This is a genomic window from Streptomyces sp. JH14 (assembly GCF_029428675.1).
GTDB lineage: Bacteria > Actinomycetota > Actinomycetes > Streptomycetales > Streptomycetaceae > Streptomyces.
Genome location: NZ_JAJNEL010000001.1, coordinates 3,962,951 through 3,986,909 on the forward strand (window position 1 = coordinate 3,962,951; position 23,959 = coordinate 3,986,909).

The following is a 23,959-nucleotide window of genomic DNA, read 5'->3' on the forward strand; positions in this document are numbered from 1 at the left end:
CGGCACAGCCTTCGGCGCAGGTGGCACGGGGTGGCGCGGTCCGGAAGGCCGGACCGGCGGCACGGCGGACTCAGAGGAAACTCAGAGCCCGAGAGCAGCAGACCCCGGCCCGGAGACGCCGCATCCTGGTACGTGAGATGAACACTCCCCGCTCCCGAGGCTCCGGCCTCCCCGCTCTCACCCGCCCCGACGGCACTCCCCTCCGGGTGCTCGTCGTCGATGACGACCCCGACCTGGCCGAGGTCCTGTCCGGCGCGTTGCGCTACGAGGGCTGGGAGGTGCGGACGGCCGGTGACGGCGCCTGTGCCGTCACCGAGGCGCGCGAGCTGCTCCCCGACGCCGTCGTCCTCGACGTGATGCTCCCGGACACCGACGGCTTCGCCGTGCTGCGCTCGCTGCACGCCGTACGTTCCGACGTGTGCGTGCTCTTCCTGACCGCACGGGACGCCGTCGAGGACCGCATCGCGGGCATCACGGCGGGCGGCGACGACTACGTGACGAAACCGTTCAGCCTGGAGGAGGTCGTCGCCCGGCTGCGCGGACTGCTGCGCCGCGCCGGCATGGCCCGGCAGCAGGGGGAGGACGGGCCGCGGCTGACCGTCGGCGACCTGGTCATGGACGAGGAGGCCCGCGAGGTCACCCGCGGCGGCGAGCTCATCGAGCTGTCCCCGACCGAGTTCGAGCTGCTGCGCTTCCTCATGCGCAACCCGCGGCGCGTGCTCAGCAAGGCGCAGATACTCGACCGCGTGTGGTCGTACGACTTCGGTGGCCAGGCCCATGTCGTCGAGCTGTACATCTCCTACCTGCGCAAGAAGGTGGACGCGGGCCGCGCACCCATGATCCACACGGTGCGTGGCGCCGGCTACGTGCTCAAGCCGGTGGTCCAGTGAGCACCCGTAGCCCTGTGACCACGGGCCTGCGGCGCCGGCTGTCGCGTCTGCCCCACCGGCTGTCGCGCCTGTCCTGGCCCCACACGCTCCGGGCGCGGCTCACCGCCGGACTCGTCGTGCTGCTCGCGGTCAGCTGTGCCGCCGTCGGCGTCGCAGCGGTGGTCGAGCTGGACGGCTTCCTCACCGGCCGCCTCGACCAGCAGCTGCGCGGCGTCGGCGAACGGTTCCCGGCGAGCCTGGAGCACGACGGGCGCCTGCCGTCGGACCACGACGGCGACGAGCGCGCCGACACCCGCCGGCAGGCCACCGGCACCTTCGGCGCCCGGCTGTTCGGTGACACGGTCACCAACGCCGCGGTGGTGGGCTCCACCAGCGGCACGGGCGATCTGTCCGCTCCGCTGAGCACCGGGGACAGGAGGGAGCTCGCCGCAATGCCGGCCGACGGCCGAGGGCACACCGTCGACCTGTCGTCGCTCGGCGCGTACCGCCTGATGGCGGTCGGGGGCATGGACGGCGACGTCCTGATCACCGGACTGCCCATGGAGCCCGTCGAGGCCACCCTCCACCGGCTGGAACTGGTCGCCGCGATCGTCTTCGGCGCGGCACTCGCCATCACCGGCGTCGCGGGTGCCCTGTGGGTGCGCTGGTCGCTACGGCCACTCAGCAGGGTGGCCGCGACCGCGACCCGCGTCAGCGAACTGCCACTGGCCAGCGGCGAGGTGGCCCTTCCGCCGCGCGCACCCGAGACCGACCCGCGCAGCGAGGTGGGCCGCGTCGCCGGCGCCTTCAACCGGATGCTCGGCCATGTCGAGGACGCGCTGACCAAACGGCACGCGAGCGAGGAACGGCTGCGCAGTTTCGCCGCCGACGCCAGCCATGAGCTGCGCACTCCGGTGGCGTCGGTCCGCGGCCACGCCGAACTGGCGCTGCTGCACCCCGGCGACGTGCCCCCGAAGGTGGTGCGGGCCCTGGAGCGCATCGCGGCGGAGTCGGCCCGTATGGGCGAGATGGTCGACGACCTGCTCCTCCTTGCCCGCCTCGACGCGGGGCGCCCGCTGGAACGCCGCCCCGTCGACCTCACCCGCCTGGTCCTGGACGCGGTCACGGACGCGCAGGCCGCAGGCCCCGGCCACCGCTGGACGCTGGAGCTCTCCGAGGAGCCGGTGAGGGTGACGGGCGACGGCCACCGGCTCCAGCAGGTGCTGGCCAACCTGCTGGCCAACGCACGTCTGCACACACCCGCCGGTACCACGGTGACTGTCTCCCTGGAATACGAGGATTCTGAGGAGCCGGACAAGGCGACGGCCGTACTGAAGGTCCACGACGACGGCCCCGGCGTACCCCCGGAGGTCCAGCCCGGAGTCTTCGAGCGCTTCACGCGGGCGGACCGCCGCCGCACCGAGGGCCCGGGCGGCGGCGCCGGCCTCGGACTGTCGATCGTGGCGGCGGTCGCCGAAGCCCACGGGGGAGGGGTCACGCTCGACAGCAGTCCGGGATCGACGACGTTCGCGGTTCGGCTGCCCGCAAGCAGCGAGTCCTCCTAGCCAGTGCCCCTCCCGGCAAGCTTTGCCCTGTCGCGACGGGCAAACACGGCCGGTCGCGGCACCAGCGACCGGGGGCAGCAGGGATGGCGCACCGAGTTCATGCTGAGGACCCCCGGGGCTCATTCGCCCCGGGGGTCCGGTCGATCACTGCGTCAGCCGTGGATCATGGCCGGCGGGTTACGACAGCTTGTACGTGGTGACCTGGTGGATGTTGTTGTCGGTCAGGTAGTAGCCGCCGCCGAAGTCGCCGGCAGTGCGGTCGAAGCCGTGGTCGTCGCTGTTGAGGGACAGAACCTCGTCGACGCCGTCTCCGTCGAGGTCTCCCGCGAAGTAGTTGCGGGCGCCCCCGAGGACGGGGGTGCTGCCGACCTCATGAGCCCAGCTGTCCTCGGACTCGAAGATGCTCGGGTCCCAGAGATACAGGCCGGCCTCCACACCGGCGACCAGGAGCTCGCGCCCGCCGGGACCGGTAAGGAAGCCGCCGCCGTACGACTGCGGGAAGACGCCCTGCTGGGTGTCGTCACCGTTCGCACGGAAGCGCCGGAACGACGCCGTGCCGCCCTCGTACAGCGCCCCGTCCTTGGCGAAGAAGCTGAAGTGCGTCCACAGACCGCCGGACATCCAGGTGTGCAGCACCTCGCCGGTGCGGCCGTCGCGGATCTCGAACCAGTTCTGCGGGCTGAGGGCGTCCGAGTCCCACTTGATGGGCGCGTTGACGGCCCACGTGTAGATGACCGCGTGCCCGTCGGCGTACGGGATCTCCTTGGAGGCGAAGACGCCCTCGTTCGGGATGGCGGTGCGGATGCCGCCGACCGCGTTGTCCGGGGCCTTCGGTGTGGCGGTCCAACGGGCCTTGCCAGTCTTGCCGTTGAGCGCGACCGCGTTCGTGGTCGGCGTGGTCAGCTGGAACGCGTTGAGGCTCGCGTACGAGGCGTACACCTGGCCGTCGCCCGTCGACGGGTCGGCGAAGCGCACGTCGCCCGCGTCCTTCGGGGCGCTGTACGTCCACAGGGCGTGACCGTCGCCGTAGTAGGCGCGCAGCGCGTCCGTCGGGACCAGGATGTCCAGCTCGCCGTCGCCGTTGAGGTCGGCCAGCTTGGCCGAGCGCACGAACTGGCCGCCGCCGTCGATCGTGGCGAGCGTCTTGCCGGTCTTGCCGTTGAGGACGACCGTCGCGGTGTCGGCCGCGACGACGATCTCGGTCTTGCCGTCGCCGTTGACGTCGCCGGTTTCGATGTCGTGGACCTCGCCGGGGACGGTGGCCCGCCACAGCTTCTGCGGCTTGCTGCCGTCGACGAGGGACGGGCCCGAGTAGGCCCACACGCCGTTGGACGAACCGCCCATGATCAGGTCGGTCTTGCCGTCATTGTTCAGGTCCGCGCCCTTGGCGAGGGCGATGTCGCCCTGCAGCGGCGTGACGTTCTCCGCCTTGCCGGTGCCGAGCTTGAAGGTGCGGATGTTCTGCCCCTGGTCGACCACGCGCACGTGTGTGCCCTGGTCGTCTGCGTAGACGTCCTGGAACATCGGAGCGGCGGCGACGCCCTTGTTCTGCCACTTGACGGCGCCCTTGCCGGAGAACACGGTCAGGGACGCGAAGCGCGAGCCGCCGCGGTTCTCCGGGTCGAAGATCTTGCGGTCGTCCTGGGCGGAGACGACCAGCGAGCCGTCGGTCACGCCGAGGCCCCAGATGCTGGACGAGTCCCTGGAGTTGTCGGCGTCCCGCTTGATCGTGCTCGACCACAGGAGCTTGTCCGCGTCGGCCCCGTCGAGCACCCGGACGGTGCTGGCGTTGACGTACAGGTTCTCGTCCAGCGAGGACTCCGCGACCACGTACTCGTCGCCGGCCTTGGCACCGAGGTCGCCGACCGTCAGCGCGGTCGGCACCACGTTGTCGCGGCCGTCGAGGGTGGATCGGTCACCGGTCTTCAGGTCGTACGCGGCGACCTCGTAGCGCACCGCGTCCGTGGTGTCCGCCTGCTCGATCGCGACGAGCCGCTTGCGGCCGGCGTCCAGGCGCAGCTGACGGCTGTACAGCATGCTGTCGGTCTGCCAGGTGACGGAGCCGTCGGCGGTGTCGAGCAGGGCGGTGCGGCCGCGCGCGGCGACGCCGTCGTCCTTGGCCAGGTTCCAGGAGACGGAGACCTTGCCCTTGCCGAGGTCCTGGATGTCGCCCCAGTTCACGTACCGGGCTTCCTCGGTGTCGTACGTCCACGTCTGCGCCGGGGTCAGCTTTCCGTCCGCGGACGAGAAGCGGATGCCGGTCAGGGTGGCCGTCGCGTCGGCCGGGACCTTCGCGTCGCTGCTCATCCGGGGTGCGTCGGCGATCAGCAGGGTGCCGTCGACGATCTTCACCATGGAGGCGTGGTTGTAGAGCTTCGACCAGACGGTGGTGCCGGTCTTGCCATCGAGGACCGTCACGAACGTGCCGGTGCTCAGGTTCGAGCCCGGCGAGGAGAACGCCCGCGGGTACGGGGTCGCGCCGACCAGCGCCGTGAACACCAGGTCCGGGACGCCGTCGCCGGTCAGGTCACCGGTCGAGTAACCGGAGTCCGAGTTGGGCGAGAACGGCGAGACCGCGTTGTAGCCCATGAGGATCTGCGCCGGGTACGGCTCGACGCGCCACACCTGGAGCGGCTTGACCTGCCAGTCCGTGAAGAACGAGCTGCTGGTGCGGGCCCACGTCTCACTGCCGTCGGCGGCATGGCGCTGCACGTAGCCCATGCTGTTGACGGAGAAGTAGTCGCCGTTCTTGCCGACCGGCACCGTGGCGCCCATGCCGCGCACGCCTTCCAGCGTGGACTTCGCGGTCGTCGTGACCTTGGTCGTCGGGTCGACGTCGGTGGACGCGCCGGCCGGCTGCGAGCCGCTGCCGGAGTCCGTGGCGGGGGCGTCGTCCTCCTTCTTCGTGCCGGTGGTGTCCTCGGCCGTGACCCACGGGTCGAGGGCCACGTGTGCGGCCAGCGTCTTCGCCTCGGCGCTGCTCAGTTTCATCGCCGAGCCGCTGTCGTCGGCGGCCAGGGCCTGTGGGGCGGCGGTCAGGCACAGGCCCGCCGCGACCAGGCCGGAGGCGAGCCTGAGGGCCCGCCGCGAGTGGTGGGCTCTCATCACTTGGCTCCCTGCGTGAAGCTGATGGCCGTGCCGTTGGCGAGCACGGACTGGTTGAAGGAGTACTGCAGGGCGTCGCTGCCGGACTGGTTCGCGATGCCGACGGTGGCACCCGCGCCCTTGTCCGCGACGGACTGGTACTGGAGGGTCACGGCGCCGGTGGCCTCGTCGAAGACGGCCTCGAAGGTGGCGCGGCCCGACGTGCCGTTCGCGTAGGCGGCGTTGTTCCAGACGATGGCGAACGCGCGGTTGCCCTTCGTGCCGGTGGTGGCCGTCTGCACGGAGGACTTCTTGTCCAGCGTCAGGTCGTCCCACAGCGGGGCGACGATGCCCTTCACACCGTTCACGCCGGTCGTCGGCAGCGCGGTGTTGCTGTAGTCGCCGACACGCGAGGACAGGAAGTTGACCAGGCCGTCGGTGGTGACCGAGGCCGAGGAGTACGAGACCCCGTACAGCTTCACCGAGAACGGCAGCGCGACCTGCGCGGAGTCCTCGTCACCGGACAGGGCGACCTTCTTGGAGCCCGCGATCCAGGAGTACGCGGCCGGGGCACAGCTGTTGCCCGAGTTGTCCGTGCGGTTCGGGATCTTCACGTCCTTGGTCAGGTCGGCGGCGCCGACGGTGGCGGCACCGTTGTAGACGCCGTTGCACAGGACCGGGGCCGCGGGCTTCACCACGACGCCGTAGGACCCCTCGGCGACCTTGGCGAAGGAGTACTTGCCCTGGGCGTTGGTGGTGACGGCGTCCAGCGGCGAGCCGTTCAGCTCGACCTTCGCACCGGCGAGGGCCTTGCCGGTGACGTCGAGGACGGTGCCGGAGACCTGGTGCGAGGGAACCGCGGTCAGCGCGATGTCCTGGGTGTAGGTCTGCTCGGCGGCGAGCGTGACACCGGTCGCCGAGCCGTTCGCGTAGCCGTAGCCGGTGAAGGCGAAGGAGTACGTGCCCGGGGGCAGCGGCAGACGGTACGCGCCGTCCGGGCCGGTGGTGACCGTGCGGACGGAGCCTGCGGCGTCGGCGGCGTTCACGGTGATGTTCGGCAGAGCCGCGCCGGTCGCCCTGTCGGTGACCTTGCCGGTGACGGTGGCCGCGGTGTGCGGGGCCTTGTCGATGGAGGCGAGAATGTCGAGCTTGCCCTCGCCCCAGACGTTGTTCATGCCGGCGGTGCCGCCGCAGTGCGTGTCGTCGATGTCGATCGCGCCCTCGTTGAGGAGCTCGCGCGTCTCGTCGATGTTGCCGATCAGCGACGGAGCCGCCGACCACAGCAGCGCCACCGCGCCCGCGACGTGCGGCGTCGCCATCGACGTACCACTGATGGTGTTGTACGACGAACCCGGCCAGGTGGAGGGGATGTCGACACCCGGCGCGGAGATGTTCGGCTTCGCCGAGCCGTCGACCAGGGACGGGCCGAAGCCGGAGAACGAGGCGATCTTGCCGGTGGAGTCGTACGCGCCGACGCCGTAGGACGTGGCCTGCGAGCCGGGAGCGTGCGCGGTGGAGCAGGTCTTGCCGTCACCGTCGTTGCCGGCCGCGAACGCCTCGAAGATGCCCGCGGCGTTCCAGGCCTCGACGATGTCCTGGTAGAACGTCGTGTCGCCGCCGCCCCAGGAGTTGTTGACGATGTTCGGGGCGAGGTCCGGGCGCGGGTTCTGCCCGTTGTGGTCGGTCGGCGCGAGGATCCACTGGCCGGCGGCGAGCAGGCCGTCGTCAGGGCACTCGCTGGTCGCGCAGCCCTTGGCGGCGATCCACTTCGCGTTCGGCGCGACACCGATGCCGTTCTTGCCGACCATCGTGCCCATCGTGTGGGTGCCGTGGCCGTTGTTGTCGCACGGGGTGCCGTCGGAGGGGCAGTTCCCGGTCGGGTCGTAGAAGTTGTAGTCGTGCGTGAAGGTGCCGTCGCCGTTGTTGCCGCGGTACTGCTTCACCAGGTCCGGGTGGTCGTACTGCACACCGGAGTCGACGCTGGCGATGACGATGCCCTCGCCGCGGTCTTCGTACTGCTTCCAGACGTCGTCGGCGTTGATGTCGGCCACGCCCCACTCGGGGGTGTCGTCACCGGTGGCGGACGAGTCCGTGCCCGCCGAGGTGGTGCGCGACTTGGTGACCGTGCTGTCCGACGTCTCGACGTCGTCGAGCTTGTACTTCTGCTCCTTGACGATCGAGGCGACGTCCGAGCGCTTCGCGAGCTCGTTCACGAGGTCCGCGTCACCGGTGACCTGGATCGCGTCGGCGATCCAGTAGTCCTTGTGCCCGACCTTCTCCTTGTCCAGAAAGGAGGTGAGCGACTTCTGGCTGTTCGCGGCGTGCGCGCGCAGCTCCTTGTACGCGGCCTTGGCCTTGGCGGCGTGCGTCTTCTGCTTCTTGGCGCCGGACAGGTCGGCCTGGTCCTTGAGGACGACGAAGAAGGTCGCGTCGCCGCCCTTGGCGACGGCGCTGCGCAGCGCCGAGTCGATCTTCGCGGTGGCCGATGCCGGGACGGTGTCGGCCATCGCCGGTATCGGGCTGGTCAGCAGGGCGGCCGCCGCGGACAGCGAGGTCGCCGCCCACACTGCACGTCTGCGTCGGGACGGACGGGGCAGGGGCATCAAGGGTGCTCCTCCGGGACAGGAACGGTTGGGGCAGCGCCCGACGCTAGAAAGGGACCGTTACTGCGGCATTACAGGACCCGAGCGCGCCTCTCAGCCGGAGCGGTCGGTCGCGGAGTCGGGCCACGGAACAGCTGGATGTGGTGCTGTCCGCACCGGGCTCGGCACGCAGGCCGACCGCGACCTCCGGGCCGGCTTTCCGTACGTCGTCGCTGCCGGCGGCACACGCCGCCCTGTCACCGGCGACGGTGATGGCCGCCTGTGCGCGAACGGATCCGGTCTCGTCCGCCTTCCTGCTCCGCCCGAACAAGCGCCCGCGCTCCGCGACATGGCCGGGTGGGTGCCGGCTCGCTGTCGGCGGCGCGGGCGGACCGGGATCCGACAACTTGTCATGCCTACGTCCTCGGCTCGAATCCGGCCGGGGGCTCAGGGGAACCCCCGGGCCCTACTCGCCGTGACCTGCGAGTTTCCCTCGTTCCTGCCTGCTGTTCACCAACTGCCGGGGGCATAAGGAGGGTCTGCCACTCCGCCCTTATGATTCAGGCGACAAGATGCTCGCCTCCCTGGTCCGGATGCGCGGAGCATCCCCGCGTCTGGAGGGGGGACCGCGGACGGAGGCTGGGCACAGCAACGACTGCACCCGGTTCACTGCCGTGATGGAGGAGATCCGGATGCCTCGGCACCGGCCCGGTACAGCGACGGGTCCGGCCTGACCGTGTCCTGGGCGGCGAGGGCTACAGCTCCCGCCCGTCCGGACCTGGATCAGGCAGCGGGGCAGCGGCGACACCATCCCCGAACGGGCCGACCAGATCCGCAACCGGCGGTTCCTGATCAATCACGGCCGCGCAGGCGCCCCCGCGCAGCCGACAGAGAGCACGAGGCAGTTCTGTGAACATACGCAAACGGTGGACGGCTCCCCTCGGGGCCGGACTCGCGGTGGCCCTGCTGGGCGGCTGCGCCTTCCAGTCCGATGGAGGCGATGCCGAGTCCGGCAACTCGATCGTCGTGGGCATGTCGGACGACGTCCTGGCCGCGGATCCGGCCTCGGGCTACGACCCGGGATCCTGGCTGCTGTTCAACAATGTCTTCCAGTCCCTGCTCAGCTTTCCCCGAGGGGAATCGACCCCGCAGCCGGAAGCGGCGAAGTCCTGCTCGTTCGCGGACGGCAGCAGGACCTACCGGTGCACGCTCCGCGACGGCCTGAAGTTCAGCAATGGCGACAGCCTCACCTCCGAGGACGTCAAGTACTCCTTCGACCGGGCGATCAGGATCGACGACCCCGGCGGCCCCGCGCCGCTGCTCTCCACGATCGAGAAGATCACCACTCCGGACGAGCGAACGGTCGTCTTCCAGCTCAACGTTCCGGACGCCACCTTCCCCAGCAAGATCGCCTCGGGCGCCGGCTCCATCGTGAACCACCGCGAGTACCCGGCGAACGGCCTGCGCAAGGACGGCAAGGCCGTCGGGTCGGGTCCCTACAAGCTGAAGTCCCTCGACAAGTCGAAGGCCGTCTTCTCGGTCAACTCCGGCTACGAAGGCACAGCGCGAGTGAAGAACTCGGGCATCACCCTCGAATTCTTCCGGGGCGACCAGAAGAAGCTGGCGTCGGCGCTGCAGAAGGGTGACATCGATGTCGCCTACCGTGGTCTGACCGCGCAGGACACCTCCCGGCTGGAGGAATCCAGCGCCGCGGCCGACAAGGGCATCGACGTCGTCGAAGGCACCAGCGCCGAGGTGCAGCACCTGGTCTTCAACATGAAGGACCCGGTGGTCGGACAGCTCCCCGTGCGCAAGGCCATCGCGTACCTGGTCAATCGTGACGCCCTCGTCAGCCAGGTCTACCACTCGACGGCCACCCCGCTGTACTCGATCGTCCCGGCCGGCATCACGGCCCACAACACCGCGTTCTTCGACAAGTACGGCGGGAGCCCGGAGCCGGACAAGGCCGAAGACGCGCTGCGCAGCGCGGGTATCACCGACAAGGTGAAGCTCACGCTGTGGTCCACGCCGAGCCGCTACGGCCCTGCCACCGACGACGAGTTCCGGGCGATCGCCCAGCAGCTCAACGCGAGCGGACTGTTCGAAGCGCAGGTCAAGTCCCTCCCCTTCGACCAGTACGAGAAGCGGATAGCGGCCGGTGAGCTCGGCGTCTACGTGAAGGGCTGGGTCCCGGACTACCCGGACCCGGACAACTTCACCCAGCCCTTCTTCGGCAAGGACAACGTCCTGCAGAACGGCTACGAGAACGACGACATCACCGACCGCATCATTCCCGACGCCGCCTCCCGGGCCGAACGGGGCACCACCGAGAAGGCCTTCAACGAGCTCCAGGACGACGTGGCCGAGGACCTGCCGATCCTGCCGCTGTGGCAGGGCAAGCAGTATGCGGTGGCGGCCGACGGCATCTCCGGCCTGGAGTGGACCCTGGACACCTCGACCGTCTTCCGCTTCTGGGAGATCAGCAAGTACTAGCTGTTCTGTACGTCCTGGAACGGTGAGGGCCTTCCGGTCCGGTGTGGATTGCGACATCCGCACCGGACCGGAAGGCCCTCGTGCTTCACCGTGACGCCGGTCAGGCGCCCTTCAGATGGCGCATCAGGCGTTCGAAGTCCTGCCAGCCCGACAGGTCCGACGGGTCGCCCGGCAGCGGGTAGTACAACGCGGGGCGGGTCTTCGGACCGAGCTGGACCGGGGGCTCGGACAGCGGGGTGCGACGGGCGCGGTCACCGGGCATCTCGCGGACCTCCTCCGCGCCGAGCACGAACGCCACCGGGACGCCGGGGCCCTCGAAGCGGGGCGGTACCGCCAGGTCGCGGCGGGCCTTGCGGATCTGGATCAGCATCGACTGCAGGTGGTGGCGGGTGGCGAGGATCTCCGCGACCCGGGGCAGCGCGTCCACCGGCGGCTCCTCGCCGGGCCCGTAGCCGAACGCCAGGGTGACGTCCTCCTCCACGCCCGCCGTCGTGCGGCTGATGCGGACCGTGGCGAGGCCGGGCCTGTCCGGGCTGCCGACCACGACGATCCAGGTCGGCGCGGGCGACCTGTCGTGGGCGACATCGGTCAGCTGGCGCAGCGACCAGGGCAGGTTGGCGGGTTCGGCGGTGCCCCAGCCGGCCGGGGGGTTCCCGGTGAGTTCGCGCCATACCGATTCCAGGGCGCCGCCGAGGACGAGCCGGTCGTCGGCGGGGTGGACGGTGCGGAACGAGAGGGCGAGCTGGCGTTCGCCGGTGTCGGTGAACTCCTTGAAGGCGGCGGCGACCGGGGTGCGTGGGTCGTCGGGGGTCGCGTCGGCCGCCTCGACGGTCGCGAACATGCCGTTCTGCCAGCGCAGCACGGCGCCGGACAGACCGTCGTAGTAGCCGTCCCGCTCGTCCTGCACGACCCAGCGCGACGGCCAGCCGGGCAGGCTTCCCCGTACGGCCGGGGAGAGCGTGGTTCCGGGTGAGGTGACGATCTGGAGGCCGATCTCGGCGTTGGCGGTGGCCCGGAACGCGTCGGAGAGCCAGGCCGTCATGGCCACCACGGGCCGGTCCTGGATGACGACGGCGACCTTGTCGGTGAGCGCGTCGATCGCGGGCTGCGCGGCGGCGGGCGTGGGGGCGACGGCGACGCCCTCGCTCTTCACCACGGCGACGGAGCGTGCGGCCTCCGGCGGCCAGGCGGAGCCGCCCGCGAGCGTGATGAGGCGGGCCGCGAACGTGCCCGCGATCCGCTCGGCCTCCTCGACGCCGGTGGTGGCGCGTGCTTCGGTCCACCAGAACGGAACGGCGGGTGCCGTTGCTCCGAGCAGCCGCTCGGCCTCGCCCGCGACCTGCACGAGCAGGGGTGCCTCGACGGAGACGAGGGGCCTGCCCTCGGGGTCGCAGAGCTGTACGACGGCGCCCTCGCCGGTGGTCTCCACCAGCTTGTCGGGGCCTCCGGAGAGCAGGCCCGCGATCACGCTGAGCGGGTCGGGCATTTTCGGGGTGAGGGCGATGACGTCCTTGGTCATGTGGTCGTCCGGTCCTTCGTGGTGCGTGGCGTGGTGGTCGTGCGTCGCGTGATCTGCGTGCGCGGGCCGGTCCTGTGGTGGCGGCTCACCCGGCGGTGTACACGGTCTGGATCAGCCGGTTCGACTGGCCCCTGCGGACGAGTACGCCGCGCCCGGCCGGCTGCTGGGTGGCGTACACCCCGGGGAACAGCTGGCCCTCGCTGCGGTCGCCGGCCATGACGACCGCCGAGGCACCCGACTCGCGCAGGCCCTGCATCAGCGGTTCGTACATGCCGCGCGAGGCGCCTGCGACCCGGCGGGTCAGGACGAAGTGGAGCCCGATGTCGACCGCGGACGGGATGTACGGCAGGAAGGGTGCGAGCGGGGCCAGTCCCGCGGTGGTCAGTACGTCGTAGTCGTCGACGAGGACCACGATCCGCGGGCCGCTGCCCCAGCTGCCGGGCTCCAGGTCCTCGCTGCCCGCGCTGTCGTCGGGCAGCCGCTTCTCCAGCTCGGTCGCGATACCGGCGGCGAGGCCGGCGCACATCTTGGCGTTGTACGCGTAGCCGCCGCGGAACTCCTCGGGGATCGCGCCGCGCAGTCCGCGTCGCGGGTCCATGACGGCGAAGACGAGTTCGTCCTCGCTGTAGCGCTCGATGAGTCCGCCGGCGATGGTCTTGAGGAGGTTCGTCTTGCCGCATTCGCTGTCGCCCATGATCAGCAGGTGCTGGTCGTGGTGGAACAGGTCGAGGAGGACGGGCGCCAGGGCCGTCTGGTCCAGGCCGATCGGTACGCGCTGCGGTTCGGCGACCGGGCCGGGCAGCAGGTGCGGTTCCAGGATGTGCGGCAGGACCCGCACCGGCTGAGCGACTTCACCGCTCCAGGTGGCGCGGACGGTGCGGGCCGTCCGTTCCAGGACGGCGCCCAGGTCCGAGGTGTCGGGGAGCCCGTCGGTGCGGGGGAGGGCGACCTGTGCGAAGAGTTTGCCGTCGGTGAGGACGCGGCCGGGCTCGTCGGGCGACAGGGTCTGGGCGAGCTTGCGGTCGATGCTGGACTCGCTGGGGTCGTTGAGGCGCAGTTCGACGCGGGTGCCGAAGTTCGACTGGGTGGCGATGCGGACGTCGTTCCAGCGGAGCATGCCGGCGACGACGTGGATGCCGTAGCCGCCGCCCCGCTTGAGGATGTCGACGACGGCGTCGTCGAGCTCCTCGAAGTCGTCGCGCAGCGCACCGAAGCCGTCGATGATCAGCACGATCTCGGCGGAGGCCAACTGGGGCAGCCGGCCTGCCGCGTGGAGGGTGCGCAGCTGCTCGACGGAGTCGATGTTGTGCTCGCGGAAGAGTTCCTCGCGCGTGGCGAGGGCGCTGCGTACCTCTTCGACGGTGCGTCCGGCGCGTTCGCGGTCGGCACGTCCTGCGACGCCGCCGACGTGCGGCAGGTCCGACAGTGCCTGGAGGCCGCCGCCGACGAGGTCGAGGCCGTAGACGCCGACCTCCTGCGGGGTGTGGGTCAGTGCGAGGGACAGGGCGAGGGTGCGCAGCAGGGTGGTCTTGCCGGACTGCGGGCCGCCGATGACGGCGGCGTGACCGCCTGCCACGGTGAGGTCGAGGTACCACTCGCCCTGCCACTGCTTGGTGGGGTCGTCGAGCAGGCCGAGCGGAACCCGGAGCGCGCTGCTGCGCTTGGCGAGCTGCATGCCGCGCGGGCCGACGTCGAGCGGGCCGGCGACCTTGTCGAGGGCGACGGCCGCGGGCAGCGGGGGCAGCCAGATGCGGCGTACCGGTCCGGCGGCCTTCTCCAGCTGTCCGACGATGACGCCCATCTCGGTCGGCCCGGTCTCGCGACGCCTGGCGGTCGGTTCCTGCTCGCCGGAACCCTCCTTCTTCGCGAGGGTGTTGAACGCCTCGTACTCGAGGGCGAGCGGTCCGGAGTCCGCTTCCTCGGCGCGCTGCACGGGGCCGCGGTAGGCGCCGGACACGTAACTCGCCTTGAAGCGTTCGTAGTGGCTGGTGTCGACCTTGAGGTAACCGAAGCCGGGCAGCGGCGGCAGGTGGAAGGCGTCGGTGGTGTCCAGGACCGTGCGGGACTCGTCGGCGGAGAAGGTGCGCAGGCCGAGCCGGTACGAGAGGTAGGTGTCCAGGCCCTTGAGCTTGCCGCCCTCGATGCGCTGGCTGGACAGCAGGAGGTGTACGCCGATGGAGCGGCCGATGCGTCCGATGGACAGGAACAGGTCGATGAAGTCCGGTTTTGCGGTGAGGAGTTCACCGAACTCGTCGATGACGACGAACAGGTGCGGCAGCGGGTCCAGGTCGGGTCGCTTCTCGGCGCGCAGGGCGGCGTAGTCGCCGATGTCGGCGACGTTGCCCGCGTCCTTGAGGACCTGCTGGCGGCGCTTGACCTCGCCGGCGAGCGAGGCGTGGACGCGTTCGACGAGTCCGGCCTGGTTCTCCAGGTTGGTGATGACGCCGGCGACGTGCGGGAGTTCCGCGAAGGGTGCGAAGGTCGCGCCGCCCTTGTAGTCGACGAGGACGAGCGCCAGGTCCTCCGGCGGGTGGGTGGCGACCAGGGCGAGGACGAGGGTGCGCAGCAGTTCCGACTTCCCGGACCCGGTGGCGCCGACGCACAGGCCGTGCGGGCCCATGCCGAGCTCGGACGACTCCTTGAGGTCGAGGAGCACCGGTTCGCGGGCGTCGCTGACACCGATCGGCACGCGCAGGAAGGAGCGTTCGCCGCGCGGTGCCCACAGGCGTTCGAGGTCGAGCTGTGCGACGTCGTCGATGCCGAGGAGGTCGGCGAAGTCGACGGGGCCGGACAACGGGGCGTCGACGAGCGATTCGGCGGCGAGCCGCAGGGGGGCGAGCATCCGGGCGAGGCCTTCGGCGAACGGGATGGTGATCTCGTCGACGGTGCCGTGGGCGCTGATCGGTTCCTTCTCGCGCAGGTCCTCGATGAGCACCTCGTTGCCGTCGACGGTGATGCGCACGCCGACGTGTCCGGGCTCCTGGACCCGGTGTTCGAGCAGGTGGAGCATGGTGACGCTCATCTCGCGCAGGCCCACCGCGTCGTCGGGGCACGGCAGGTCCACGGCGTCCTCGCCGTGTCCGTCGGCGACGACGAGCAGCCGCGACGTCATGGACAGCGCGTCCTTGCCGGACAGGCCGCGGCGCACCTCGGCCGCGTACGAGGCGCGCCGGCGCAGTTCCGCCCCGATCTGCCGGGCGAGCTGGGGCGCGGACGGGGCGATGCGGCGGGCGGCGACGGGGCCGTCGAGCTGTTCGGTGTCGAGCAGGTGCGGCATCCACTTGGCCCATTCCCAGTCGGCGAGCCGGTCGCCGGGCACGGCGAGGGCCATCGCCACGTCGTCGGGGGCGTGGGTGGCGGCGGTCTGCACGAGCAGGGCGCGGGCGACGCGCAGGCAGTCCTCGCGGGGGCCGATGACGCTGACGTTGCCGACGCGGTCGAGCGGGACGGTGAGCGGGAGTTCGGTGCCGGTATGGAACCGGGCCATGAGGGCCGACGCCTCGTTGAGCATGAAGCGGTCGGGCGGGGAGAGGACGGAGGAGCCCTGCTGGGCCACTTTCAGATCGCGGACGGGCATTTCGCCGGTGCCGACGCGGACCCGCAGGAAGTCGCCGTCGAAGCGGCGGCGTTCCCAGAGCCGGGCCGGGTCGCGCACTATGTCGTACAGGGCGTCCGGCGGCGGTGTGAGGATCTCGGTGCGTTCGCGCCGCTCGCGTTCCTCACCGGAGAGTTCCTCGCGCAGGTCCTCCAGATAGGCGAGGTAGGCCTCGCGCTGGGTGCGGCGGGTGCGCTGGGCCTTGCCGCGCTGGGAGAAGACGAGGGCGACGGAGCCGATGACGGTGACGACGAGGATGATCGCGCCGAGTCCGGCGAACTGACTGTTGCGCACGACGGTCATCATCACGACGGACGACATGACGCCCGCCACGGGCAGCAGCGACATGGCGATGTTGCCCGACTTCCCCTCGGGGAGGTTGGGCGGGGCCTCGATGGTGCGTGCCTCGGAGGGGGCCGCGGGCCGGGTGGTCCTGGCCGGGCGGTGGATCAGTCGGGTACTCATCGGCGTCCGTCACTCACGGTCGGGCTCGGCATCGGGTTCAGTGGCGCTTCTGGGAGAGCTGGAAGACGTCCGCGGCGAGACGGGTGGCGGCCTCCCGGGTCGAGTGGGCGAGCAGCTCGGTGCGGATGAGGCCGCCGGCGGCCAGGTGCCGGTCGTACGGCAGGACCTGGACGCTCGCCCCGGTGGACCTGAGCTTCTCGGCGGCCTCGGTGAGGTCGAGTCCGGCGTGCGGTACGAGTTCGGTGAGTACGACGACGGTGCCGGCGATCACATGCTTCGGCAGTCCCTGCATCCACTGGAGCACCGAGTACGTGCTGGTGACGCCCTCCAGCGTGGCGGGGGCGGTCAGGATGCGGGCCTGCGAGGCGGAGAGCGCGACCCGGGCGACCTCGGCGGGCAGCGTCTCGCAGTCGACGACCGTGACGCCGAAGTAGCGGCGCAGCGAGACCATGACGCCTTCGTACGCCTTGCTGCCCAGCATGGCGCCGATCTGTCCCTGGCTGCCGGGCAGCAGCCAGGCGTTGCCCGGCAGCTGGACGAGATAGCCCGTGATGTCGAGGAGCGACATCTGCGGTTCGACGATGTCGGCGAAGTCGCCGATGGTCCAGCGCAGCGTCTCCGCGCCGAGCCGCAGCGGCAGCGAGCCGAGCGCCGGGTCGGCTTCGACGACGAGGACCGGGTCCTGCCGGTAGTGCGCGTACGTGGTGCCGAGCAGCGCGGCGACGGTCGTCTTGCCGGCGCCGCCCCGGATGGAGGTGACGGCGATCTGCCGCCCGGTCGTCACGGGCTGCTGGAGCACCTCGGCGATCCGGGTGATCTCGGCGACTTCCTTCGCCGCCGACGAGGAGACGGTACGGCGCACGGCGCGTGTGGCCCGCGAGGCGAAGGACTGCCCGTGCCGCGGCTTGCGCCCCGTGGTGACCAGGGCCTTGTCGACCACGGGCCGGGAGTCGGGGGCGTGGTGGGGGCGGGTGGTGGGGGTGTAGGCGGATGCCTGCGCCGTGGCGGTGGCCTGGGGCTGCTGCGGGGCGGGCCCGTGCTGGTGGGCGACCTGCTGGTACGCGGCGGGGGCACTCTGGTACGCGCCCTGCTGCGGCGGATAACCGTAGGCCGGGTCCGGTGCGGGCTGGGCGTGACCGGGGTGGCCTGCGGGGGAGGGCTGCTGGGGCGGGTAGCCGTAGCCGGCGGCCGGTGCGGGGGCGGCCTGCTGCGGGGACGTGTAGCCGTATGCGGCGTCGGGCGCGGGCCGGGGGTGTCCGGGGTGGGCCGCGGGGGCGCCCTGGTACGCGTCCTGCTGGGGCGGGTACCCGTAGCCGGGCTGCGGTGCGGCGGCCTGCGGGGGTGCCGCGTACCCGGCGCCGGGGTCCGGTGCCGGGGCGCCCTGTGCGTGTCCGGCGGGTCCCTGCGTACCGGGTCCCTGCGGGCCCTGCTGGGCCGGATCCTGCTCCGGGCCGCCCTGCTGCGGGGTGCTCGGCCGGCCGGTGGCGCCGCGCAGGTCGCGCAGCACATCGCCCTGCCAGTTGTCTCCGTTCGGCATGTCAGCCTTCCTCTTTCCGCCCTGCTGCCCCGCTCGGAGCGCCTGAGCGTCGACTCAGAACTTGTTGAGCAGCTGTCCGTACACGCCGAACGCCCCGACGGCGAGCGGGAAGAGCCCCACGACACCGATGGACTCGACCAGGTCGCCCATGCGCCGAAGCCGGACCTGCACATGCTCGGGCGGCTGCACCGCCAGGACGAGCAGCGGCAGGACCGCGGCCGCGCAGAGCACGGCGAGCGGTCCGGCGCCTCCGGCGTGCTGCATCCACACCATGACGAGCCGTACGACGAGGACCGCGGCGGCGGCGATGAGTGCCACGACCTCGGCGACCAGAGGGAAGGCCCGTGCCCGGGAGAGCAGCACGAGAGCCACGAGTGCGGGCAGCGCCGTGGTCCACACGGTCGGTGTGTGCGCCTGGGTGAGCAGCCAGCCGCCGGCCGCCGCGGAGAGGGCGGTGACGGTCGTCGCGAGAGCGAGGCCGCGGTGGGTGGCCGCGAGCGCGTTGCCCACCTGGTGGCGGCTGACGGAGATGTCCCCGGAGCGGCGGTCGTCGAGTGCGGTGAGACCGGAGGCCATCAGGGCCAGCCGGGGCAGCAGCCCGAGCAGCACCACCGAGAAGACGGCCATGACGGCGCCCAGCCGGGACAGGTCGTCCTGGACGGCGGCGACGGCTTCCCACACCACGGTGATCGCGGCGGTCGCCACGGCGCCGATGAGCCCGCCGCGGCCGAGCGGCGAGAAATAGCCGAGCAGCAGCAGGACGAGGACGAGTGCGCCCGCGACGGCGGCGAGCCGCGCGGTCCCCGGCCAGTCGTACGCGTCGGCGGCGGTCCAGGCGGTGACGATGCCGAGCCCGCCGGAGGCCAGCAGCAAGGCGGTCGCGAGACCGCGGTTGCCCTGGCCGATCCTGGCGACGAGCGCGCCCGCCACCAGAAGAAGGAGCGTGACCGCGACGAGTGCGCCCGCCAGGGTGTCGAGCGCGAACTCACGACGGGCGAGCAGCGCCGCGATCACCGCGAACGCCACGGTCGCCACGCCCGCGCTGGTCCGGCGCGCGGCGGGACGCCAGCGCCACGCCTGGAGGTCGAGGTCGTCGGCCACCAGATCCGTGACGTCGTGGACGACGGGGGCGGGCGGCGCGGAGTGGGCCCGGACGAGCCGGAGCACGGCGCCGTCCGCGATCTCGGCGGAGGACAGCGTGCTGTCGTGCGGCAGCGCGGAGCCGTCCGACGTGATCAACTGCCGTGTCATGGGGCGTGCCGCGGCCCGGTCGTCCAGCAACTGCAGTATGTCCGGGAGCAGTTGCCCGATCGGTGTGTCGGACGGCAGGACGATGTCGGCGCGGCGTCGCTCGCCGACCAGGGTCACCCGGCTCAGCTGAGCCCGGGAAGTCATTGCTGTGCTCACCACTTTACGGGAACCTATCGTCGCGACATTGAGGACGGGGGCCGGCTGGACGCGCCCGGGGTGCTGTTCACGGAAGTCGTCATCGGGCGGCCGGAACTACGGAGAACCGGGGCTGGATCCACCGGACTTGTCCGGTTTCGCGGTGGGGGCCGGCTGCTCGTACTGCTGCTCCTGGCGCTGCTGCTTCTCCTGCTCGGCCTTCTGCTTGGCCAGCGTGTGCTGGAGGAAGGACCACCCGACGCATCCCGCGCACAGGACGGCCGCGATGGCGATCCCGGCGAACACCTTCCCGAGCCGCTCGTCCGCCGTGCGCCGGGACCGCTGTACACCGAACAGCAGCGCGTCCCGCATCCTGCGGCGGCGTACCGCCACCGATTCCAGAAGCTGGCTGTCGTAATCCCGTGCCATCAGTCGTCCGCTGCCTCAGTCGTCCGTTGCCTCGGTCATGGTCGGCGAACCGTCGCGCGTACCGCGTCCTGCGTCCACTGCACGAACGTTGCCGTGCCCGGCCGCAGACCGTCGGGCGCGCCCGACGCGCGCCACGGCGCCGACGGCGGCGTCGGCCGACTTCGTCCGTGGTGCTGCAGTCGGTTGCGCGTGTTGCGGCATACGGAATCCCCCTTGCTTTGCCTCCGCAACATAAGGCATGGACAAGTCAGCAGTACAACCCGGAGCCGGGAGTGGGACAGACCCCGGACAATCATGAAGCAGTTCCAAAGGAGAGGAATCAGGGCGATACAGACGATGCGCCGGTGAGTTGTGGGGCGGGGGATGAGGAACGGCGGGCGCCGGGGCTGCCCGGTCCGCAACGATGCCGATGAACGACCGGTGCTGCTCGGCCCAGTGGGACTGCACCCACTGAGTCGTACGGCCCAGTTGCTCACGCACCGGCTTCGGTACGCGCAGGTGCCTGACCGAACACCGAAGAATCCTCGTGCACGGGACTGTGCCGCCCTGGACGATCGTTGTCAGCTGCGGGTTGGGGCTCAGGTGTCGATTTCGCCGACCCAGCCGAACTCCAGGAGTTCCTTGGGCAGGTATTCGGACTCGACCTCGATCGGCATGTCGGCATCGCGGGCCATACAGGCGATGGCGAGCGGGCCGAGGGCCACCAGGCCTTCGCCGCTCAGGGAACGTGCCTCGTTCGCGGTCCAGTACTCCTTGTGCCAGGTGAGAGCCGTGGCCAGCGACTCGTTGAACCGCTCGGCCTCCCGGCGCAGGTAGAGGTGGAACAGCTCGAGGGGCGGATACAGGACCTTCAGCATCAGTTCTTTGCCGGCGATCCGTGTGGTCTCGGGGTCGGTGTCGTTGACCGCGGTGACCAAGGTGTCCCAAGTCTCCTGTCGGCCGAACCACGCGTTCTGCAGGGTTTCCACCCACGCGTATGTGTACTCGTCGAACATGACACCCGACTCACGCAGGAACGAGACGGGTACCTGGGCCAGCTGGTTGGCGCGGCCGTTCTCGCGGCAGACCACCGCCAGGTAGTAGGAGGTGAGCCAGCTCCCGGCGTGCAGGTAGTCCTGACGTCCGGTCGCGGGAAGGTTCTTCACCTCGCCGTCGGCCCCGATACGGCACGGCACAGGTCCCTCGGGCGCCGTGCCCGCGGCGAACAGTGCGGAGCCGACCTGCATGGCTGTGACCCATGCCTCCCACGTCGGGAACTTCTGCGCTGTGGAGTCCGCCAAGCAGTACGACTTGGCCACGGTCAGCATGCTGCTCAGGGCGCGGGAGCGGGATGTCTCCGACGTCTCGAGCCGGTCGAGTACACGGCTGACGCTCTGGATGCGAGCCGTCATGGTCTCCGCCACACCATCCATGGGGAACTGATGACGGGAAACGCTCGTGCTCACTGATTCTTTCCTCTTCGTCGACCAGGAGAATGTACGGGGCAATTGGGGGCACCGGCCTGCAACGATGAGCCACTCGGGGCGCCAGGCGCGCAGACACAGTGGCAACTCCGGTTCGTCGAACGGACCCCGGACCGGAATGCGGGTGGTCGCGGACATGCAGCTCAGCGGAGAGATGAACCAGTCCGGTGACCCGGCTCATGCCACGGAGGGGCTTACCCCTCGCTCTTGCGCCGGTTCTTCGTGGGCCGACCCTTCTCGTCCCACTGTCGATCCTCCAGCAAGGTCAACCCGTCCTCGGCGAACACGCGCTCAGCGGCGAGGGTGCCGTTCGGGTGCCACTCTTTGGAAACCCCTACGGGAAGCCCCATGCGGACCGTTCCCTCGGACCTGAGCCTGCCGTCCTTGTACCACTCACGGCTGGGACCGTCCTGCACGCCGGCCACGTAGGAGTCCAGGCTGACAACAACGCCCCCCAGACGTTCTTCGGCCTCGCCCGTGAAGAGTTCCCCCCGGTACAGCACGCGCTGCCCCTGATCCATATCGACGTCGGGGTCGTCGATGCCGATTCGTGTTACCTCGGCCATCAGGGAATCCAATTGTCGTCGGTCGGCGGATTTGCGGTGAACCTTCCGTACGAGCTGTCCACGCCATCCAGCGTAAGGTCGCGGTCTGCACAGAAGCCAGTGTGACGAGTTCACGCTCGCGGTGTTCGCGTCCCTCCGCGTCGATCCACTTCCCGGTGCCGGAGCACCGGGTGCGGTGGGAGTGCTGTCCTGCGCACGGCTGTTCGCTCACGACAGAGAGCTGCCTGCCGTCGGAGTAATAGGGTGCGGATATGAGTGACGTGTACGCCGTGGACTTCGCCCTTGACCTGCAAGCCTCAGTGCCGAGCTCCGTACTCGCCGATCTGCGATGGCACCTCGGCTTCGAGGCCGTCGGCGAGAGCGGAGCGGAGGACCCTGTCGGCGAGGTGGGCGACGTGGTCCCCCTGCTCGCGGCGCGCGGACCTGCGGTGCGAATCGGCGGGGTTCTGGTGGGTGAGTTCGCCCGGACGGCCGGCGGTTGGTCTCTGACGGCACGCCAAGAGGTGCACGCCGAACTCCTTCCCGAACTGGACTTGCTCGCGGAGCGACTCGCGTGGAATTCCAGCACCGAGGGAGTGATCGGACAAATTCGCTTCTATGAGGATGATGTTCCGGATCTGTTGATCAGCAGGTCGGGAACGCTGGTGAAGATGTCTCTCGCTCCCTCGGGAACAGCTGCCGCCTGATCGGAGAGAAATCACCGATCATCAATGGAGAAGTCATCTCCTCGTGTCCCGGATCAGCTCGGCGGGCAGGGCGTGGGGGGCGATCTCGCGCGCCTTCGCGTCCCGCAGCCTCCGGAGCCATGCGGCAGCGGCATTGACCTCGGCGGCGCCCAGCCCCGGCGGCGTGACCCAACCGGCGGCATCGTCCTCGGCGCTCGCCCAGACGTACCCGATCACCACGCCGGTGTCGGCGGCCACTCGCACATACTGCACAGGCCCCCGCGCGACACGGTTGTAGCGGGGCGGTCCGGCGATGTGCTTGAAGTGCAGGTCTTCCTCGAAGCGCGGAGGGGGGTCGGTTTTCGCCGGTCACCCTTACTCCGGGTTGGCCAGTCTCCTGACCGCGTCGGGGTTCGCCGCCTCGGTCAAGGACCCGGGAACGACGTGGCTGCTCTTCGTGCGGTCCGACTCCTGAATCATCTCTGCCAGGGCGGCGCTGGGTGCAATCCCGCGCGCCTTTGCGTCGTGGAGTTTCCTCGCCCATTTGGCACCCTTGTTGAACGCCTCGTCGCCGCCTGCCTTGCGGACTACCCAGCCGGCCGCGTCGTCCTCGTCATTCGCCCAGGTGTAGCCGATCACCTGACCGTCCCTGTCCGCCACTGTCAGGTGCTGAACAGGCTTGTTGGATACATGGCTGTAGCGCGGTGGACCACCGGGCGCCGCGTTGAACAACAGATCTTCGTTCAAGCGCGGATTGGGTCGCTGTAGCTCGGTCATTCGGGCCGTGCTCCGTCACTTCTCGATGTGGGTGGTCAGCCTTTGTTCGCCAATTCCTTGAGTTCATCGAGAGTCGTGGACTCGGCCAGCGAGCCGGGCACGACGCGGCTGCCCTGGATGTCACTCGTGTCCCGGATCAGCTCGGCGAGCAGGGCGGTGGGGGCGATGTCGCGCGCCTTCGCGTCCCGCAGCTTCCGAAGCCATGCGGCACCGGCGTTGATCTCGGCAGCGCCGAGCCCCGGCGGCGTGACCCAGCCGGCGGCTCCTCCCTCGTCGTTCGCCCAGACATACCCGATCACCACGCCGGTGTCGGCGGCCACCCGCACATACCGCACAGGTCCCTGTGCGACAGGGCTGTAGTGGGGTGGTCCGGCGATGCGCTTGAACCGCATGTCTTCTTCGAAGCGCGGATTGGAGTGGTGTTCGCCGGGCGTTCTCGCTCCGGGTTGGCCAGTCTTCTGACCACGTCGGGGTTCGGGGCTTCGCTCAGCGAGTCGGGTACGACGTGGCTGGTCTTCGTGGGGTCCGACTCCTGGATCCATAGGTGGAAGATCAGCCCTTTCCAGCCAGCTCCTTGAGAGCGGCGAGAGTGGGTGCCTCCGCCAGCGAGCCGGGGATGACATGACTCGATTCGATATCGCTCGAGTCCCGGACCATCTCAGCGAGCGCGGCTGTGGGAGCGGTGCCGCGCGCCTTGAACTCGCGGAGCTTCATCTCCCACAGAAAGCCGCCATTGAAGGCTTTGGGACCGGCGGTCGGCCGCGGCTCCCAAGCTGCGGCGTCATCCTGGTCGTTACCCCACACATAGCCGAGCACGGTGTTGGTTTCGTCCGCCACAGCAAAGTATCGGACGGGCCCATCCGTCCTGTAGGCGTAGTCCGGGGGGCCATCGCTGCGTTCGAAATGCAGGTCCTCGTCGAAGCGCGGATTGCGCCGGTACTCGTCACTCATTGCGCCTGTCCTC

General features: G+C 70.2%; 17 protein-coding genes. 4 read left to right on the top strand and 13 right to left on the bottom strand.

The annotated features are described in order from the left end of the window. The first annotated feature begins 137 nt into the window (after positions 1-137). The gene (locus LRD69_RS17900) at positions 138-890 is read left to right on the top strand and encodes a response regulator transcription factor (RefSeq protein ID WP_277327581.1); all 753 of its coding nucleotides are present in this window, start codon (positions 138-140) and stop codon (positions 888-890) included. Positions 891-937: 47 nt separating this feature from the next. Further along, positions 938-2,434, top strand: coding sequence for a HAMP domain-containing sensor histidine kinase (locus LRD69_RS17905; RefSeq protein ID WP_277329773.1), 1,497 nt, complete (start codon positions 938-940; stop codon positions 2,432-2,434). Positions 2,435-2,611: 177 nt separating this feature from the next. Here LRD69_RS17905 and LRD69_RS17910 read toward each other — a convergent pair whose 3' ends face one another. After that, positions 2,612-5,539, bottom strand: coding sequence for a VCBS repeat-containing protein (locus LRD69_RS17910; RefSeq protein WP_277327582.1), 2,928 nt, complete (start codon positions 5,537-5,539; stop codon positions 2,612-2,614). Continuing rightward, on the bottom strand, positions 5,539-8,121 hold the full coding sequence (locus LRD69_RS17915) for a S8 family serine peptidase (RefSeq protein ID WP_277327583.1): 2,583 nt from the start codon (positions 8,119-8,121) through the stop codon (positions 5,539-5,541). Before LRD69_RS17915 ends, LRD69_RS17910 begins: the two co-directional genes overlap by 1 nt. Before the next feature lie 888 nt (positions 8,122-9,009). On the opposite strand from LRD69_RS17915, the gene LRD69_RS17920 reads away from it, so the two are divergent. Then, positions 9,010-10,593 (top strand): ABC transporter substrate-binding protein, encoded by a 1,584-nt coding sequence (locus tag LRD69_RS17920; protein ID WP_277327584.1) that lies wholly within the window; start codon positions 9,010-9,012, stop codon positions 10,591-10,593. 100 nt (positions 10,594-10,693) lie between these two features. Here the strand turns inward: LRD69_RS17920 and LRD69_RS17925 are convergent, their stop codons facing one another. From LRD69_RS17925 to LRD69_RS17955, 7 genes are all read right to left on the bottom strand, one after another. After that, positions 10,694-12,112: a DUF6177 family protein gene (locus LRD69_RS17925; RefSeq protein ID WP_277327585.1), complete on the bottom strand. Its 1,419-nt coding sequence runs from the start codon at positions 12,110-12,112 to the stop codon at positions 10,694-10,696. A gap of 85 nt (positions 12,113-12,197) precedes the next feature. Further along, positions 12,198-16,172 (bottom strand): type VII secretion protein EccCa, encoded by a 3,975-nt coding sequence (gene eccCa, locus LRD69_RS17930; RefSeq protein WP_277327586.1) that lies wholly within the window; start codon positions 16,170-16,172, stop codon positions 12,198-12,200. A gap of 37 nt (positions 16,173-16,209) precedes the next feature. Beyond that, a complete protein-coding gene (locus LRD69_RS17935) occupies positions 16,210-17,709 on the bottom strand; it encodes a hypothetical protein (RefSeq protein ID WP_277327587.1) in 1,500 nt (499 codons plus the stop codon). A gap of 54 nt (positions 17,710-17,763) precedes the next feature. Next, positions 17,764-19,104 (bottom strand): type VII secretion integral membrane protein EccD, encoded by a 1,341-nt coding sequence (eccD, locus tag LRD69_RS17940; RefSeq protein ID WP_277327588.1) that lies wholly within the window; start codon positions 19,102-19,104, stop codon positions 17,764-17,766. 108 nt (positions 19,105-19,212) lie between these two features. Further along, entirely contained in the window at positions 19,213-19,524 is a 312-nt protein-coding gene (locus LRD69_RS17945) for a hypothetical protein (RefSeq protein WP_277327589.1), read from the bottom strand. A gap of 578 nt (positions 19,525-20,102) precedes the next feature. After that, positions 20,103-20,915, bottom strand: coding sequence for an immunity 49 family protein (locus LRD69_RS17950; protein ID WP_277327590.1), 813 nt, complete (start codon positions 20,913-20,915; stop codon positions 20,103-20,105). 266 nt (positions 20,916-21,181) lie between these two features. Beyond that, positions 21,182-21,553, bottom strand: coding sequence for a hypothetical protein (locus LRD69_RS17955; RefSeq protein ID WP_277327591.1), 372 nt, complete (start codon positions 21,551-21,553; stop codon positions 21,182-21,184). Positions 21,554-21,804: 251 nt separating this feature from the next. Between LRD69_RS17955 and LRD69_RS17960 the strand changes: the two genes are divergently transcribed. Beyond that, a complete protein-coding gene (locus LRD69_RS17960; RefSeq protein ID WP_277327592.1) occupies positions 21,805-22,239 on the top strand; it encodes a hypothetical protein in 435 nt (144 codons plus the stop codon). Positions 22,240-22,272: 33 nt separating this feature from the next. On the opposite strand, the gene LRD69_RS17965 is transcribed toward LRD69_RS17960, so the two are convergent. The 4 genes from LRD69_RS17965 to LRD69_RS17980 all read right to left on the bottom strand — a co-directional run bounded on the left by LRD69_RS17965 (position 22,273) and on the right by LRD69_RS17980 (position 23,946). Then, entirely contained in the window at positions 22,273-22,476 is a 204-nt protein-coding gene (locus tag LRD69_RS17965) for a hypothetical protein (protein WP_277327593.1), read from the bottom strand. A gap of 117 nt (positions 22,477-22,593) precedes the next feature. Further along, on the bottom strand, positions 22,594-22,995 hold the full coding sequence (locus tag LRD69_RS17970; RefSeq protein WP_277327594.1) for a hypothetical protein: 402 nt from the start codon (positions 22,993-22,995) through the stop codon (positions 22,594-22,596). A gap of 35 nt (positions 22,996-23,030) precedes the next feature. Then, positions 23,031-23,387 carry a hypothetical protein gene (locus LRD69_RS17975; protein ID WP_277327595.1) on the bottom strand — a complete coding sequence of 119 codons (357 nt, stop codon included), beginning with the start codon at positions 23,385-23,387 and terminating at the stop codon, positions 23,031-23,033. A 160-nt stretch (positions 23,388-23,547) separates the two neighbouring features. After that, on the bottom strand, positions 23,548-23,946 hold the full coding sequence (locus LRD69_RS17980) for a hypothetical protein (RefSeq protein WP_277327596.1): 399 nt from the start codon (positions 23,944-23,946) through the stop codon (positions 23,548-23,550). Positions 23,947-23,959: the final 13 nt, after the last annotated feature.

Coding starts and splice junctions, on each gene's coding strand:
- eccCa (WP_277327586.1), bottom strand. CDS start 16,172: ATGAGTACCCGACTGATCCACCGCCCGGCCAGGACCACCCGGCCCGCG.
- LRD69_RS17945 (WP_277327589.1), bottom strand. CDS start 19,524: ATGGCACGGGATTACGACAGCCAGCTTCTGGAATCGGTGGCGGTACGC.
- LRD69_RS17950 (WP_277327590.1), bottom strand. CDS start 20,915: ATGACGGCTCGCATCCAGAGCGTCAGCCGTGTACTCGACCGGCTCGAG.
- LRD69_RS17910 (WP_277327582.1), bottom strand. CDS start 5,539: ATGAGAGCCCACCACTCGCGGCGGGCCCTCAGGCTCGCCTCCGGCCTG.
- eccD (WP_277327588.1), bottom strand. CDS start 19,104: ATGACTTCCCGGGCTCAGCTGAGCCGGGTGACCCTGGTCGGCGAGCGA.
- LRD69_RS17925 (WP_277327585.1), bottom strand. CDS start 12,112: ATGACCAAGGACGTCATCGCCCTCACCCCGAAAATGCCCGACCCGCTC.
- LRD69_RS17970 (WP_277327594.1), bottom strand. CDS start 22,995: ATGACCGAGCTACAGCGACCCAATCCGCGCTTGAACGAAGATCTGTTG.
- LRD69_RS17975 (WP_277327595.1), bottom strand. CDS start 23,387: ATGCGGTTCAAGCGCATCGCCGGACCACCCCACTACAGCCCTGTCGCA.
- LRD69_RS17935 (WP_277327587.1), bottom strand. CDS start 17,709: ATGCCGAACGGAGACAACTGGCAGGGCGATGTGCTGCGCGACCTGCGC.
- LRD69_RS17900 (WP_277327581.1), top strand. CDS start 138: ATGAACACTCCCCGCTCCCGAGGCTCCGGCCTCCCCGCTCTCACCCGC.
- LRD69_RS17960 (WP_277327592.1), top strand. CDS start 21,805: ATGAGTGACGTGTACGCCGTGGACTTCGCCCTTGACCTGCAAGCCTCA.
- LRD69_RS17980 (WP_277327596.1), bottom strand. CDS start 23,946: ATGAGTGACGAGTACCGGCGCAATCCGCGCTTCGACGAGGACCTGCAT.
- LRD69_RS17955 (WP_277327591.1), bottom strand. CDS start 21,553: ATGGCCGAGGTAACACGAATCGGCATCGACGACCCCGACGTCGATATG.
- LRD69_RS17915 (WP_277327583.1), bottom strand. CDS start 8,121: ATGCCCCTGCCCCGTCCGTCCCGACGCAGACGTGCAGTGTGGGCGGCG.